The organism is Streptomyces sp. NBC_00523 (assembly GCF_036346615.1).
Classification (GTDB): Bacteria; Actinomycetota; Actinomycetes; order Streptomycetales; family Streptomycetaceae; genus Streptomyces.
This window is the reverse complement of the sequence record NZ_CP107836.1, coordinates 470367-484094: the sequence shown is the minus strand read 5'-3', so window position 1 is coordinate 484094 and position 13728 is coordinate 470367. Positions and strand designations below refer to the sequence as shown.

The 13728-nt window shown below is 71.9% G+C and carries 13 protein-coding genes; 7 read left to right on the top strand and 6 right to left on the bottom strand.

Translation table 11 applies throughout. The annotated features are described in order from the left end of the window. Positions 1 to 100: 100 nt before the first annotated feature. Entirely contained in the window at positions 101 to 550 is a 450-nt protein-coding gene (locus OHS17_RS02370; RefSeq protein WP_330310824.1) for a spore-associated protein, read from the top strand. A 51-nt stretch (positions 551 to 601) separates the two neighbouring features. Here the strand turns inward: OHS17_RS02370 and OHS17_RS02365 are convergent, their stop codons facing one another. Together OHS17_RS02365 and OHS17_RS02360 are read right to left on the bottom strand one after the other, a co-directional pair. Next, on the bottom strand, positions 602 to 3799 hold the full coding sequence (locus OHS17_RS02365) for a TIM-barrel domain-containing protein (protein WP_330315134.1): 3198 nt from the start codon (positions 3797 to 3799) through the stop codon (positions 602 to 604). A gap of 214 nt (positions 3800 to 4013) precedes the next feature. Next, a complete protein-coding gene (locus OHS17_RS02360) occupies positions 4014 to 4760 on the bottom strand; it encodes a DUF1838 family protein (RefSeq protein WP_330310823.1) in 747 nt (248 codons plus the stop codon). Between the two features lie 216 nt (positions 4761 to 4976). On the opposite strand from OHS17_RS02360, the gene OHS17_RS02355 reads away from it, so the two are divergent. Continuing rightward, positions 4977 to 5705, top strand: coding sequence for an esterase/lipase family protein (locus OHS17_RS02355; protein WP_330310822.1), 729 nt, complete (start codon positions 4977 to 4979; stop codon positions 5703 to 5705). Positions 5706 to 5775: 70 nt separating this feature from the next. Here OHS17_RS02355 and OHS17_RS02350 read toward each other — a convergent pair whose 3' ends face one another. Then, positions 5776 to 6963, bottom strand: coding sequence for a hypothetical protein (locus OHS17_RS02350; RefSeq protein WP_330310821.1), 1188 nt, complete (start codon positions 6961 to 6963; stop codon positions 5776 to 5778). 156 nt (positions 6964 to 7119) lie between these two features. After that, positions 7120 to 7920 (bottom strand): GNAT family N-acetyltransferase, encoded by an 801-nt coding sequence (locus OHS17_RS02345; protein WP_330310820.1) that lies wholly within the window; start codon positions 7918 to 7920, stop codon positions 7120 to 7122. A 68-nt stretch (positions 7921 to 7988) separates the two neighbouring features. On the opposite strand from OHS17_RS02345, the gene OHS17_RS02340 reads away from it, so the two are divergent. After that, entirely contained in the window at positions 7989 to 8969 is a 981-nt protein-coding gene (locus tag OHS17_RS02340; RefSeq protein WP_330310819.1) for an aldo/keto reductase, read from the top strand. Here OHS17_RS02340 and OHS17_RS02335 read toward each other — a convergent pair. After that, positions 8966 to 9820 carry a helix-turn-helix transcriptional regulator gene (locus OHS17_RS02335; RefSeq protein ID WP_330310818.1) on the bottom strand — a complete coding sequence of 285 codons (855 nt, stop codon included), beginning with the start codon at positions 9818 to 9820 and terminating at the stop codon, positions 8966 to 8968. The two genes, OHS17_RS02340 and OHS17_RS02335, sit on opposite strands and share 4 nt — an antisense overlap. Before the next feature lie 143 nt (positions 9821 to 9963). Between OHS17_RS02335 and OHS17_RS02330 the strand changes: the two genes are divergently transcribed. The 3 genes from OHS17_RS02330 (at position 9964) to OHS17_RS02320 (ending at position 12548) form a co-directional block, all read left to right on the top strand. Next, positions 9964 to 10743 carry an NAD(P)H-dependent oxidoreductase gene (locus OHS17_RS02330; protein ID WP_330310817.1) on the top strand — a complete coding sequence of 260 codons (780 nt, stop codon included), beginning with the start codon at positions 9964 to 9966 and terminating at the stop codon, positions 10741 to 10743. Between the two features lie 140 nt (positions 10744 to 10883). Further along, complete coding sequence (locus OHS17_RS02325; protein WP_330310816.1) at positions 10884 to 11708, top strand: aldo/keto reductase; 825 nt, start codon at positions 10884 to 10886, stop codon at positions 11706 to 11708. A 45-nt stretch (positions 11709 to 11753) separates the two neighbouring features. Then, positions 11754 to 12548, top strand: a complete 795-nt coding sequence (locus tag OHS17_RS02320) for an SDR family NAD(P)-dependent oxidoreductase (RefSeq protein WP_330310815.1) — start codon at positions 11754 to 11756, stop codon at positions 12546 to 12548. A gap of 18 nt (positions 12549 to 12566) precedes the next feature. On the opposite strand, the gene OHS17_RS02315 is transcribed toward OHS17_RS02320, so the two are convergent. Continuing rightward, on the bottom strand, positions 12567 to 12923 hold the full coding sequence (locus tag OHS17_RS02315; RefSeq protein ID WP_330310814.1) for a winged helix-turn-helix transcriptional regulator: 357 nt from the start codon (positions 12921 to 12923) through the stop codon (positions 12567 to 12569). 77 nt (positions 12924 to 13000) lie between these two features. On the opposite strand from OHS17_RS02315, the gene OHS17_RS02310 reads away from it, so the two are divergent. Continuing rightward, positions 13001 to 13642: an NADPH-dependent F420 reductase gene (locus tag OHS17_RS02310; protein ID WP_330310813.1), complete on the top strand. Its 642-nt coding sequence runs from the start codon at positions 13001 to 13003 to the stop codon at positions 13640 to 13642. The last annotated feature ends 86 nt before the right edge of the window (positions 13643 to 13728 follow it).

The following is a 13728-nucleotide window of genomic DNA, read 5'->3' as shown; positions in this document are numbered from 1 at the left end:
CCAACCGTCAGATCCCCGACGATTCGCATACAACCATCCGTGTCCCCCGAAGGTCCCAACAAGTGGGAGCAAAACACTCCTGGAACTACAAGGGGGAAATATGCGAAACATCCGTACTCTCGCCACCGCCGGGGCTCTGACCACCCTGATGGTGGGCGCGACGGCCGCCTTCGGCCCGACCGCCTCCGCCGCGCCCAACACCACCCCGCAGAAGGTCTGCGGCAGCGCGTACAAGACCGTCAACTCCGCCGCGGTGGGCTCCCTCGGCACGGTCTACCTGACGTACAACGCGTCGAACGGCAAGAACTGTGTCGTGACCATCCGGTCCACGCCCGGCGCCGCGAAGGAGATGTCGGCGTACATCTACGTCCCCGACACCGACGCCTCGGCGAACGACTACGGCAACTACACGTCGTACGCCGGTCCGGTCTACGCCTACGGCAAGGGCCACTGCGTCAGCTGGGGCGGCCACATCGCCAACGTGTCCGTGTCCATCGACAACTCCAACTGCGCCTCGCTCAAGGAGCAGCGGACCCTCCAGGTCCGCTGACCCGCGCCGCGCACCGGCCCGCCCCGGCTCCCACCGGGGGCGGGCCGCTCGCTACCAGTAAGTGACGGTCACCGGCGCACGGACGCTGCGCTTCGGCAGGGTGACGGTCAGGGTCTCAGAGCCCGCGTCCCACGTGTACGCCCGGGCGGACAGGTGCGTCCCGCTCGCGGTGACCTGCCGGGGCGCGTGGTCCGCCTTGACCGACACGGTCCACACACGGTCCTTCGCCTGGCCCCGGAAGGACCCCTTCGCCGCTCCGACCGACACCGTGTGGCGTCCGCCCGACTCCTTGTAGGAGACCTTCGTCGTGGTGCTCCGGGCCTTGCCCGCAGCACCCCCGTCGTCCTCGTACAGGCTGAACGAACCGGATCGGCCCGGGGCGATCGTGAGCGTGAGGTCGTCCGCGCCGGCCGCGCCGTCGTGGGCGACGTCCTGCGTGCGGCCCGGGATGATCGCGCCCGCCCTGACGAACACCGGCATGGTGTCCAGCGTCGTCGTGACCTCCCGGGTGCTGCCGCCCTCGTACGTCCTGCCGGTGAAGTAGTCCGTCCACTGCCCCGGCGGGAACCACACCGACGTCTTCGCGGAGGCGCCGGGGGTGGTGACCGGGGCGACCAGCATGTCGGAGCCGTAGAAGTACTCGCTGCCGGCCGTCTCGTACGCCTGCCGCTCCTCCGGGTACTCCAGATACATCGGCCGGACGATCGGCACACCGGTCCGGTTGGCCTCCTCCGCGAGGGTGTACGTGTACGGGAGCAGCTTCTCCCGGAGGTTGAGGAACTTCTTCGCGGACGCCGACGCCTCGGGACCGTACTGCCAGGGCAGCCGGTCGCTGTGGTTGCTGTGCAGCCGGTCGACGGGCTGGAAGGTGCCGAACTGCACCCAGCGCGCGTACAGGTCGTCGGACAGCTTCGTCGTGGTGTGCGTGCCGCCGCCGTCGGTGTACGTCTCCGAGCCCTTCAGGCCCGTCGTGTCGTTGTGGCCGCCGATGTCATGCGTGACGTTGGCCATCCCCGTCGCCGCCGACTCGGCCGGGGTGTACCCGACCTCGAACTTCAGCGTGCCCCAGGTGGACGACGTGTCGCCGGTGAAGTGGACCGTGGTGCGCTTGTCGGCCCAGGGCCCGGTGGGCACCGCCTGCTGACCGCTGTAGCCGCCCGCCTGGAGCGAACCGAAGGCGCGCGAGAGGACGAACGGCCGGTCGAGGTGGCGGCCGGTGGCGTCCGCGTACTGCTGGTTGATCCACGCGTCCGGGGTCACACCGGGCAGCGACGACTGCGCCGCGTCGCAGCACCAGTCCAGCCACCAGAAGTCGTTGCCCTGCTCGTCCATGGTCCGGTGCAGATCCATGTACGCCTGCAACTGATCGGGGTCGCCGAAGTCGAAGGTGTAGCAGTCGGAGCCCGCGCCGCCCGCGCAACCGCCCTTCTTCAGCTTGCCCTTGGCGGTCTTCTGCGCCTGGGCGAACTGGGGGTCGGTGGCGAGGATGCTGGGGTGCACATTGAGCGTGTTGTGCAGCCCCTGGGACTCGGACCAGTCGAAGAACCCCTTCGGATCGGGGAACTTGGCCGGGTCGATCTCCCAGCCGCTCCACGCGTTGACGGCCTTGTAGTCGGTGTCCGTCACCAGCACGTCCAACGGCACGCCCTCCGAGCGGAACTTCGGCAGGATCGTGTTGCGGTAGTCCGCGTCCGTGCGGTCGATGTACTCCGAGTACCAGACCCCGTACGCCCAGGAGGGCAGCAGCGCGGGCGGCCCGGTGAGCGTCGCCAGGTCGCCGAGGCCCCGCTTGTAGTCGTGCCCGTAGCCGAAGAGGTAGCCGTCCTGGTACGGGGCGCCGCCGTGGTCGGAGCGCTGGGTCACCTTGCGGGTGGCGGAGTCGTAGAGCGCGGACGGGGTGTCGTCCAGGAGATACCAGCCGTCCCGGTTGAGCAGGCCGGGCGTGGTGGCGGGCGGTGCGCCGTCGCCGGTGACGCCGTCGAGGCCGCGCCGGTAGCCGCCGAGGGCCAGATGCGGCTGCGGAGCGGGGTCCCCGGTGGCGGCGACGGACACGGTGTCCGCGTTCACATGGCAGCTGCCGGCGTCCGGGCAGCCCAGGGTGACGTCGTTGGCGCCCGCCTCCAGGTGGACGGGCAGGGTGGCCGTGGACCACGTGTCCCAGTCGTCCGTCGCGGGGAACGACAGGGTGCCGGTGGCGCCGCCCGCCGACACGGTGGCGGTGCGCGCCTCGTGCCGGCCGTCGCCGCCCGGGCCGTTGGCGTACCGGACGCGCAGGGTGTACGTCCCGGCCGACGGGACCTCCACCACATGGGTCGTCAGCGAGGAACCCTGGTTGAGCTCCGCGACGAAGCCGTTCCCGGCGAAGCCCTGATGGTCGGTGGCGGCGGCCGCCGTACCGACGACCCGCCCGGCCTCCGCCTCGCAGCTCACCCCGAACCGGCAGTCGGCGATCGCCGTGCTCGACGCGGGCGGGTACGCCTCGCCCTCGCCCAGCAGCGCGACGCTGTCCACGTTCACACTGCCGGAGTCCGCGGCGCCCCGGGTCAGGCTGACCGTGTGGTGCCCGGCGTCCAGCCGGACCCCGGCGGAGACGGTTTCCCAGCTGTCCCAGTCCGCCGTCCGGGGCAGCGTCACCCGCTGCTCGTCACCGCCGTCCACCGACAGGGTGAGGGTGCGCGGCTCGCTCTTGCCGTCGCCGCCGCGCGCGTTGGCGTACCGCACGGCGAACCGGTAGGAGCCCGCCGCTTTGACATCGATGTCAGAGGACAGGGAAGCGCCGGTGCTCTCGAACCCGGCGGCGAACCCGGTCCCGGTGTAGCCGTCGTGGTCGGACGCCACGGAGACCCCGCCTGCCCGCAGGTTCTCCGCCTCGCACAGCGCGCCGGGCGGGCAGCTGACGCGGTGCCAGGGGGCGGCGGTCACGGGGGAGTCCCCCGCGTTGAGCCGGACCGACAGGTTGCTCGCGTCGAACGGCCCGGACCCCACCTTGTACCGCAGCGTCACCGCGCTCGTCCTGACGGTGAGCCAGCCGTCCGCCGTCTTCGCGGTGTAGGCCGCCGGGGTGAAGGAACCCCGGCCGATGGCGTTGAACGTCGCCTCGTCGGTGAACGCCCCGTCACCCGCGTACTCGGTCCGGATCAGCGTCGGCGACAGGACCTGGAACCGGGCGTCGCCCGAGGTCACCGTCGGGACGCGGTGGCTGTGCGGACCGCCGGCCGAGGCCGGGCTCGCCGTGCCCGTCACCGTCATGGCCGCGGCGGTCCCGAGGACGGCGGCTCCGCCGATCCACCGCCGCAGCCCTCTGCGCCGCCTCGCGGATGGAGGTTTCATGTGCGACTCCGTTCTCACCCCGATCGGCAGGCCCGTCCGCACCGCGCCGCTCGTTGTGCATCGTTGGAAAAGGGCAAGTGGCATGAGAGCACGCCCATGGCGCGGTGTCCATAAGGCGGGCGCCGGCTCCTTGCTACGCCGGAGGGTTGAGCTTGCGGAAGTACGTCCAGCTGGTCTCGTTCGGCTCGCTCCACCGCTCCGGCGCGTGCGCGAACTCCGGGTGCCGGTCGGCGATGTAGGCGCGGGTGCGCTCCGGCACCTCCGCGTACGAGCCGAGCTTCCGGCCCCGGCAGTGGAACGTCAGCCCGCCCGGCGCCTGGCCCCGGGCCATCCACGGCAGCCACGGGGACATCCGCGTCCACGACATGGTGGCGGGCACACTCGTCGCCGGACCGGCGAGGTCCGCCCGGTCGGCGAAGAACTGGAAGAGCTCCAGCGCCCGGTAGGTGTCTCCGGAGGAGTGCACGGGGTACTCCGCGACGGGCAGCGGCGACGGATAGGCCAGCGGGATCTCCAGGCTGAAGCACACCTGGCCGCCCAGCTCCGTCATGGGCACCGGGAAGGGCCGCCACTTCTGGTTGGCCGGGTCGTTCCAGACGTGCACCACCGGCAGATCCTGCCAGGTCTCCAGGATCTCCCGGGTCTGCGGGTCGAGGTAGAAGGCGGCCTCGCGGGTGAGCAGTTGGAAGGCGCCCGGCCCGGCATCGGCGTCCTGGACGAGCCGGGCCACATTGACCCCCTCGAAGCCGAAGAGGCGCTGGTAGGGCTGGTCGGGCGCCCATGCGTACACATCGCCCGACCACCAGTACGTGACCTCCTCCCCGTCGAGGGAGGCCCGGGTGCGGGCGAGGAGGTGGAGCAGCTCAGCGGGCGCGGTCATACGCAGCACTCTGCGCGAGCGCCGCGCCGCCCGGGGGCGGAACACCGCGTCCCGGGCCCGAACGGCTGAAAACCACCGTTCCCCGGGCCCGGCCGCCACGGAACACCCGCACACGGCTCACGAAGACCGGTGAATTCGCCGATGGCGTGGGCACCCCCCGCCCGGCACCTTGTGCGGGCAGGCCACCACATCCCCACGTTCCCCTCAGGAGTGCCCATGCCCCGTCGTTCACCGCACAGGCTCCTCGGTGTCCTCGCGGCCGTCACGGTCGCGTTCACCCTGTTCTCGCCGTCGTCCCCGGCCGGAGCCGCCGAGACGAACACCTCGGCCCGCGCGGCCGCGGTGCAGCCGCTGTCGACCAGTACTCCGGTCGTCTTCGTCCACGGCTACACCGGCAGCGCTTCCAACTGGGTCACTGCCATGAGCGTCTTCCGCCTCAACGGCTGGTCGAGCGCGAACCTCTTCGCGTACGAGTACGACTCCTACGGCAACAACATCACCAACGCCCAGGGCCTCGCCGCCTTCGTCGACGGCGTGAAGTCCCGGACCGGGGCGAGCAAGGTCGCGATCGTCAACCACTCCATGGGCGGCCTGGTCAGCCAGTACTACCTGAAGGTGCTGGGCGGCAACACCAGCGTCAGCCACCTCGCGTCCATCGCCGGCGCCAACCACGGCACCACGGCCGCCGGGGCCTGCCTGATCTACACGACCTGTCAGCAGATGTACCCGGGCTCCTCGTTCATCGCGCAGATCACCTCGGGTGACGAGACCCCCGGCGACACCAAGTACGCCACCTGGTACTCGGCGTGCGACGGCGTCATCCTCCCGTACACCAGCACCCGGCTGAGCGGCGCGACGAACAACAACGTGCTCTGCCAGACCCACATCGGGTATCTGGCCGACACGGTCGTCCTCGGCCGGGTCGCGCGGTTCATCGCCTCCTGACCCCGCGCGGCCCGGACGGGTCCGGTCCCCGACGCCTGCGCGCCGGGGACCGGACCCGTCCGCCGCCCGCTCAGACCCGGCCGCGACGGCGGCGCACCGCGGTGAAGCCCAGGGCGCCCGCCCCGGCCGCGACGAGGCCCGCCGCGCCCACCGCGGTCGCCGAGAGGCCGCCGCTCCCGGTCTCGGCCAGCTGCGCGGACATGCCGGACGACGCCGAGGTGGAGCCGGTGCCCGTGGTGGTGGGGGAGGACGACGCGGTCGCGGTGACGGAGGGGGAGGGGGACGGGGTGCCGGAGGTGGCCGCCTTCTTCACGGTGAGCGTGGCGCCCTTGCCGCAGCTGGTGATGCCCCGGAAGGGGATATCACCCGCGTTGACGATGGCGCAGGGGGACACCTCGGTCTTCCCCAGCGGAGCGTCCTTGCGGTAGGTCACGCGGATGTCGACGGACGCGCTGCCGTGCGCCGGGAGGGAGGCGTCCTTGCCGATCACGTTGTACCCGTAGACGTCCGGTTCGGCGTTCGAGGTGATCGGCTTCAGCGTCGTCCACGTTCCCGAGCGCCGCACCTGGACGGTGGTGTACCGGTTGGTGAACAGCACGTCCGTGACGTTCTCGTACGCCGACGGCGTCGGGTTGTCGACCGTGGCCTTGAAGGCGATCGCCGGGCCACCGGCGGTCGCGGTGGCCGGCACACCGGACAAGTGAGTGTCCAGCCCGTCGACCTTTACGTTGTCCACGTCGGTGTCGTTGGCGGCGCCCGCGGCCCCGTAGGAGATCATCGTCGTCAGCTTCAGGTGGTCGGTGCCGCCGTTGCTGTCGCCGTTGTGCGGGGTGCCCATGGGAAGCCCGAGGCGCAACTGCACCGTCCGGGACTTTCCGGCGGCCAGCGGGAACTGCTCGGGAAGCTCACCGCCGTACATGCCTTCGATGACTTCCAGCGGCACGGACTTCCAGGTCGTTCCGTCGAGCCGGTACTCCAGGCTCAGGGCGTTCTCCGGCAGGGCGTTGCCGCCGTCGATGCGGTAGATGAGGCGCGCCGACGAGGTGTCGTTCGGGCCGGGGTTGGACGCCGTGGTGGTGAAGGCGACCGGCAGACCGCCGAGGCCGACCGTCGCGGGCGCGTCGGTGGAGACTGCCAGCATGGGCGGGCCGCTGTCGGCCAGGGCGGCCGGGGCCAGGGCGGCTCCGGCCAGGGCCAGGAGCAGGCCGGCGGCCGAGGCGACGGCGGACGAACGCAGGCTGCGCGCAACGGTGTTCAAGGTATTCCCCCAGGGCGTGTGGGCGGCGCGGCCGGTTGCCGCGACCCGCCGACGACGGGTGGATCAGCCCGTCGTCTCACCCAGTTGGACAGGCCACCCGCGCCCCGGGTTGTGACCCCGCGTGTCATGGTTCTGTGACAGGGCCGACGGCCGCCCTCACTTCTGCAACCCGTAGAAGCGCATGGCCGAATTGGGGGTGAACCCGATCCGCGGGTACACCGGGGCGCCCGCCGCCGTCGCGTGCAGGGTGGCGCGGGTCAGCCCGGTGGCGCGGGCCCCCTCGTACAGCGCCTTGCGCGTCACCGCCTCGCCGTAACCCCGGCGCTCCCACGCCGGATCGGTGGCGACCAGCACGACGAAGAGCCGCCCCGCCGCCTCCACCGTCGCGGCACACGTCACCGGCACCCCCTCCCGCAGGCCCAGGTAGGCGTGCACCCCGCTCTTCCACAGCGCGGACCCCGCCAGCCCGTCGCGGCCCGCGTCCAGGGGGAAGCCGTACGCGCGCGAGTTCAGATCCGCGTACGCCAACAGGTGGTCGTCCTCGCTCACGCGGACGAACTCCAGCTCCGGGTGGGCCGGTTCGGGCAGCGGGAAGAGGTCGCCCGCCATGCCCGTGCCGGGGAAGGCGTACGCCAGTCCGGCGCGCTCGGCCGCCGTGTCCAGCGAGGCGCGCGCCTCCGCGTCGAGCAGCCCCTCGAAGACCCAGAGGAAGCCGGGCCGCCGCTTCGCCCGCATGATGTCCGCCGCCTCACTCATGCGCCGGGCGGCGAGCGCCGCGTCCGCGCCGACGTCGGTCAGGGTGACGCAGTTCCAGAACGCGAAGCCGCAGTCGGCCCAGCGCACGGCGATCCCGGGCAGGTCCCGTACGTCCGCGCCGGCATCCCGGTCGAGCACCATCGTCCGCCAGCCGACGGTGAGTTGTTCCATCGACTCGACCGATTCCGCGAGATACGCCACCACAACTCCTGAAGGTTTCGAAGAACGGGCTTGACCTGGAGCGCACTTCAACGCCGAGCATGACGGACATGAACGCGAACACGAACCGCGCCGACGCGCACGCCACCGACACCAACGAGGCGAACCCCCGGATCGTTCTGGGCACCATGGGCTTCGGCACACAGGTCGACCCCGACACGTCCTTCGCCATCCTGGACGCCTTCGTCGCCGGTGGCGGCGGCTGGCTGGACACCGCCAATTGCTACTCCTTCTGGGCCGATCCCAGCGGCGTCGGCGGTGCCAGCGAGCGCGTCATCGGCGCGTGGCTGGCGGCCCGCCCCGGCGCCCGCGACGCCGTGCGGATCGCGACCAAGGTCCGGCAGAACCCGCTCGTCCCGCACTCCTGGCCCGAGAGCGCCGAAGGCCTCTCCGCCCGCGCCGTCCACGCGGGCATGACGGAGAGCCTTGAGCGCCTCGGCGTCGACCACGTCGACCTGCTGTGGGCCCACGCCGAGGACCGCACCGTCCCCCTGGAGGAGACGGTCGGAGCCTTCGGTGAACTGGTCACCAAGGGCGTGGCGTTGCGGGTCGGCGCGGCGAACCACCCCGCCTGGCGCGTCGAGCGCGCCCGGTCCCTGGCCCGCGAGCAGGGCGTCGAGCCGTGGACGGCGCTGCAACTGCGCCACTCCCTCGTCCAGCCCCGCCCGCTCACCCCCGTCGCGGAGGGCGGCCACCGCCACCTCACCCCTGACGACCTGGACATCGCAGAGGCGGAAGGGCTGGAGGTGTGGGCGTACAGCTCCCTGCTCTGGGGCTCCTACACGCGCCCGGAGAAGCCGTTCCCCGCCACGTACGACCACCCCGGCACCACCAGGGTCCTCGCGGTCCTGGACGAGGTGGCCGATGAGGTCTCCGCGACGAAGAACCAGGTCGTCCTGGCGTGGCTCCAGCACCAGGGCATCGCCCCCATCGTCGGCGTCAGCCGCGTCCAGCACGTCGAGGAAGCCCTCGCCGCCCGGGACGTCCGGCTCGGCGACGACCACCTGGCGCGCTTCGAGGCGGCTCGCTAGCGGGGGCGTTCCTCACGGACGGGGGGCCGGTCGGGCGCGCCGTCGCTCTCCGCCCCCAGCCCGGACAGCAGCCGCAGGCCGTCCTCCGCCGGGCTGCCGGGCGCCGCCGACAGCACGATCATCTCCCGGCCCGGCGCGTCCACCAGCGAGAAGTTCTCCTGGTGCAGCTCCAGCACACCGACGAGCGGGTGCCGGTACACCTTGCGCCCATGCGTACGGGCCCGCACGTCCGCGCGGGCCCACAGCCGGCGGAAGCGGTCGCTGCCCATCGACAGCTCCCCGATGAGCGAGGCCAGCCGCGCGTCGTCCGGATACTTGCCGGCGGCCAGCCGCAGGTGGCCGACCGCGTCCAGGGTGCACTGCTCCCACTCCGCGTACAGACCCCGCTCGGTCTCCTCCAGGAAGAGGTGCCGGGCGGTGTTCATCCCCGGCAGCGCCCGGCCGTACAGCAGCCTGGCCAGGCGGTTGCCCGCGAGGACGTCCATGCGGTGGTCCATGATCAGCGCGGGTGCGTCGGTCACCAGGTCGAGGACGCGCAGCAGCTCGGGCCGGACCCGCCCGCCGGGCGTCTTCGCGCACCGGCGCCGCTGCCGGGCGAGCCGGTCGAGGTGCTCGCGCTCCGTCTCGTCCAGGCCGAGGACACGGGCGAGCGCGTCGAGGACCTGCTCGGATGGCTGGGTCGCGCGTCCCTGTTCCAGGCGTACGTAGTAGTCGACGCTCACCCCGGACAGGTGCGCGACCTCCTCGCGGCGCAGCCCGTCCACCCGGCGGCGGCTGTCGGCGGAGATGCCGGCCGAGGCCGGGTCGACCCGGGCGCGCCGGGTCCGCAGGAATCCCGCGAGATCGTCCATGCCCCCAGTATGGCCACGCCCGGCCCGCGCGAGGGTGGCCCTGCCGGTACCAGGAAGTCCCGTCCGACGGAAGCGGCGCCCCTGAACAACGGGCGTCTCGGCGTCCAGGATCGAACCCATCCGATCCGAAGGAGTGCGTTCCCATGAAGACGCTCATCGTCCACGCCCACCCCGAGCCGAAGTCCCTCAACGGCTCGCTCAAGGACCTCGCGGTCTCGACCCTGGAGGCGGCCGGGCACGAGGTGCGGGTGAGCGACCTGTACGCGATGAACTGGAAGACCACCGTCGACGCGGCGGACTACGGGCCCGACGCCTCGGACCCGCTCAGGCCGGCCCGCGACTCCGGCCGCGCCTTCGACGCCGGGACGCTCACCCCGGACGTGCGCGCCGAGCAGGAGAAGCTGCTGTGGGCGGACGCCGTCATCTTCCAGTTCCCCCTGTGGTGGTACACGATGCCCGCGATCCTCAAGGGCTGGGTGGACCGCGTGTTCACGTTCCACTTCGCGTACGGCGTTGGCGAGCACAGCGACACCAAGTACGGCGAGCGCTACGGAGAAGGCACCCTCGCGGGCCGCCGCGCCCTGCTCTCGGTGACCGTCGGCGGCCTGGAATCCCACTACGCGCCCCGGGGCATCAACGGCCCCATCGACGACCTGCTCTTCCCGATCCAGCACGGCATCCTCCACTACCCCGGCCTCGAGGTGCTCCCGCCGTTCGTCCTGTACGGCACCGACCGGATGACCGACGCGGACTACCCGGAAGCGGCCAAGGCCTGGCGGGAACGCCTGCTCACGCTGGAGACGACCGCCCCGGTCCCGTACCGCCGCCAGAACTTCGGCGACTACGAGATCCCGTCCCTGCACCTCAAGGAGGGCCTGGAACCGACGGGCCGCACGGGCTTCGGGCTGCACGTGGGGGAGTGACCGACGCGGGAAGCCGTCGATTGCATTAGTGAGCGTGTGCAAGTATTGTGGATGCATGTAAGGCGCGCTTGCATGCATGTGCGGCGAGCCGGCCCGGCTCGCCGCACGGCATACGACGAACACGAAAAGGACCACCCCCCATGACTTCCGTGCCCACCCTCACCCTGAACAACGGCGTCCGCATGCCCCAGCTCGGCTTCGGTGTCTTCCAGGTGCCCGACGACGAGACCGCCACCGCGGTCGGGCACGCCCTGGACGCCGGGTACCGCAGCATCGACACCGCCGCGGTCTACGGCAACGAGCGCGGTGTCGGCCGGGCCATCGCGGACTCCGGCCTGCCGCGGGAGGAGCTCTTCGTCACCACCAAGCTGTGGAACGCCGACCAGGGCTACGACCAGGCGCTCGCCGCCTTCGACGCCTCCCTGGACAAGCTCGGCCTGGACCATGTGGACCTCTACCTCATCCACTGGCCCACCCCGGCCCGGGACCTGTACGTGGAGACGTACAAGGCGCTGGAGAAGATCCTCGCCGACGGCCGCGCCCGCGCGATCGGCGTCTCCAACTTCCAGGTCCCCCACCTGCGGCGGCTCATGGAGCACACCGGAACCGTCCCGGCCGTCAACCAGGTCGAGCTGCACCCCGGCCTCCAGCAGGCCGAACTGCGCGCCTTCCACGCCGAGCACGGCATCGCGACCGAGGCGTGGAGCCCGCTGGCCCAGGGCGCGGTGCTGGCGGACGAGGCGGTCGTGCGCATCGCTCAGGCCAACGGCGTAACCCCCGCACAGGTCGTGCTGCGCTGGCACCTGGCGACGGGCAACATCGTGATTCCCAAGTCCGTCACCCCCGCCCGCATCCGGCAGAACCTCGACGTCTTCGGCTTCGAGCTCACCGACGCCGACCTGGCCGACCTCGCCGCCCTCGACCGGGGACTGCGCACCGGCCCGGACCCCGACACCCTCAACTGACCCGCGCGGGCCGTGTCGCCGGCCCCGGCGCGAGGAGGACCCGCCATGCACATCGATCTCTCCGGCCGTACCGCCCTGGTCACCGGCTCCACCCAGGGCATCGGCGAGGCCATCGCCGTCGGGCTGGCCCGGGCCGGTGCCCATGTCGTCGTGAACGGCCGCGGCCAGGAGCGGGTCGCCGAGGCCGTGCACGCCGTACGGGCCGCCTCGGGGAGCGAGGAGGTCACCGGCGCGGCGGGTGACCTCGCGACCGAGGACGGCACCGCGGCCGTCCTGGAGGCCGCACCGGCGGTCGACATCCTGGTCAACAGCCTCGGCGTCTTCGGCTCCGCCGACCCGCTGGAGATCGAGGACGCGGAGTGGCGCCGCTACTTCGAGGTCAACGTCCTCTCCGCCGTCCGGCTCATCCGCGCCTACCTGCCGGGCATGAAGGACAACGGCTGGGGGCGCGTCCTCAACATCGCCAGCGACTCGGCCGTGGTCATCCCCGCCGAGATGATCCACTACGGCATGACCAAGACCTCGCTGCTCGCCGTCTCCCGCGGCTTCGCCAAGGACGCCGCGGGCACCGGGGTCACCGTCAACTCCGTCATCGCGGGACCCACCCACACCGGTGGCGTCGAGGACTTCGTCCGCGAACTAGTCGGCGACGACCTCCCCTGGGACGAGGCCCAGCACGAGTTCATGGTCAAGCACCGCCCCCAGTCCCTGCTGCAACGCCTCATCGAGCCCGAGGAGATCGCCAACATGGTCGTCTACCTCGCCTCGCCGTACGCCTCCGCCACCACGGGCGGCGCCCTCCGCGTCGACGGCGGGTACGTCGACTCGATCCTGCCCTGAGCCCGGTCCCGCCCGCCGCTACCCCTCGTCCGCGCCGGAGTCCTGCGCCGCCATCACCTCGTCGCCGTGCTCGAAGGCCCACGCCCCGATGGTGTCGATGGGCCCCAGCAGGGTGCGTCCGAGACCGGTGAGCGCGTACTCCACGCGTGGCGGGGAGCCGGGGTACGCCTGCCGGGACACGAGCCCGTTGAACTGGAGGCGGCGCAGCGTCTCGGTGAGCACCTTGGGGCTGATCGAGCCGATGTGCTCGCGCAGTTCGACCGGGCGGCGGGGGCCGTCGCGCAGGGACCAGAGCACCACGGCGTTCCAGGTGTGGGAGAGCAGGTCGAACGCCAGGCGGGCGCGGCAGTCGGCGAGAAAGGCGTCGGTGGTCACGTACCAGATGGTGCCCGAGCCGCGTTCTAGCGTCGATGCGAACGGCTGAACGGGCCGTCGGCGAAAGGACATGCGTGATGAGGATCGGCGTACTGGGCGCGGGGAACATGGCGGACGCGCTCGCCACCCACTGGGTGCGGGCGGGGCACGAGGTCGTCGTCGGCGGACGCGACGAGGAGCGGGCGCGGCGGCTCGCGGGACGGCTCGGCGGAGGCGCGCAGGCCGCCGGGCTGTGCGAGGCAGCCGCTGCTGGGGATGTGGTGCTCGCCGCGCTGCCCTTCGGCGCCGGGGCCGAGGTGGTGCGGGACCTGGGTCCCGAGCTCCGGGGCAAGGCGCTGATCGACTGCTCAAACCCCGTCGGCCCCGGCTTCCGGCTGCTGACCCGCGGGGGCGTCTCGGCGGCGGAGCAACTGGCCGAGGCCGCGCCCGGAGTACATGTGGTCAAGGCGTTCAACCTCTGCCACGAGGACGTATGGCGCATGCGTCCGCCCGTCTTCGACGGCCGCCCGCTGGCCGTACCGGTGTGCGGGGACGACGAACCGTCCCTCGCGCGCGTGCGCCGGCTCGTACGGGACACCGGGTGCGAACCGGTGCCGGGCGGCGGACTGGAACGCGCGGGGCTCCTGGAAGCGACGGCGGCGCTGTTCATCGGGCTGTGGGTCGGCGAGGGAGCGGACGCCCAGGCGATCGCACCACCGCTGGCGTACGCGGCCGGTTGACGGGGTCCGGGCCCGCGAAAAACCGTCAGGGCCCGGCCGCGAGTTCATGAGAAGGTGCAACCGGCAGGGCCGAGGGGGAGGGGCAT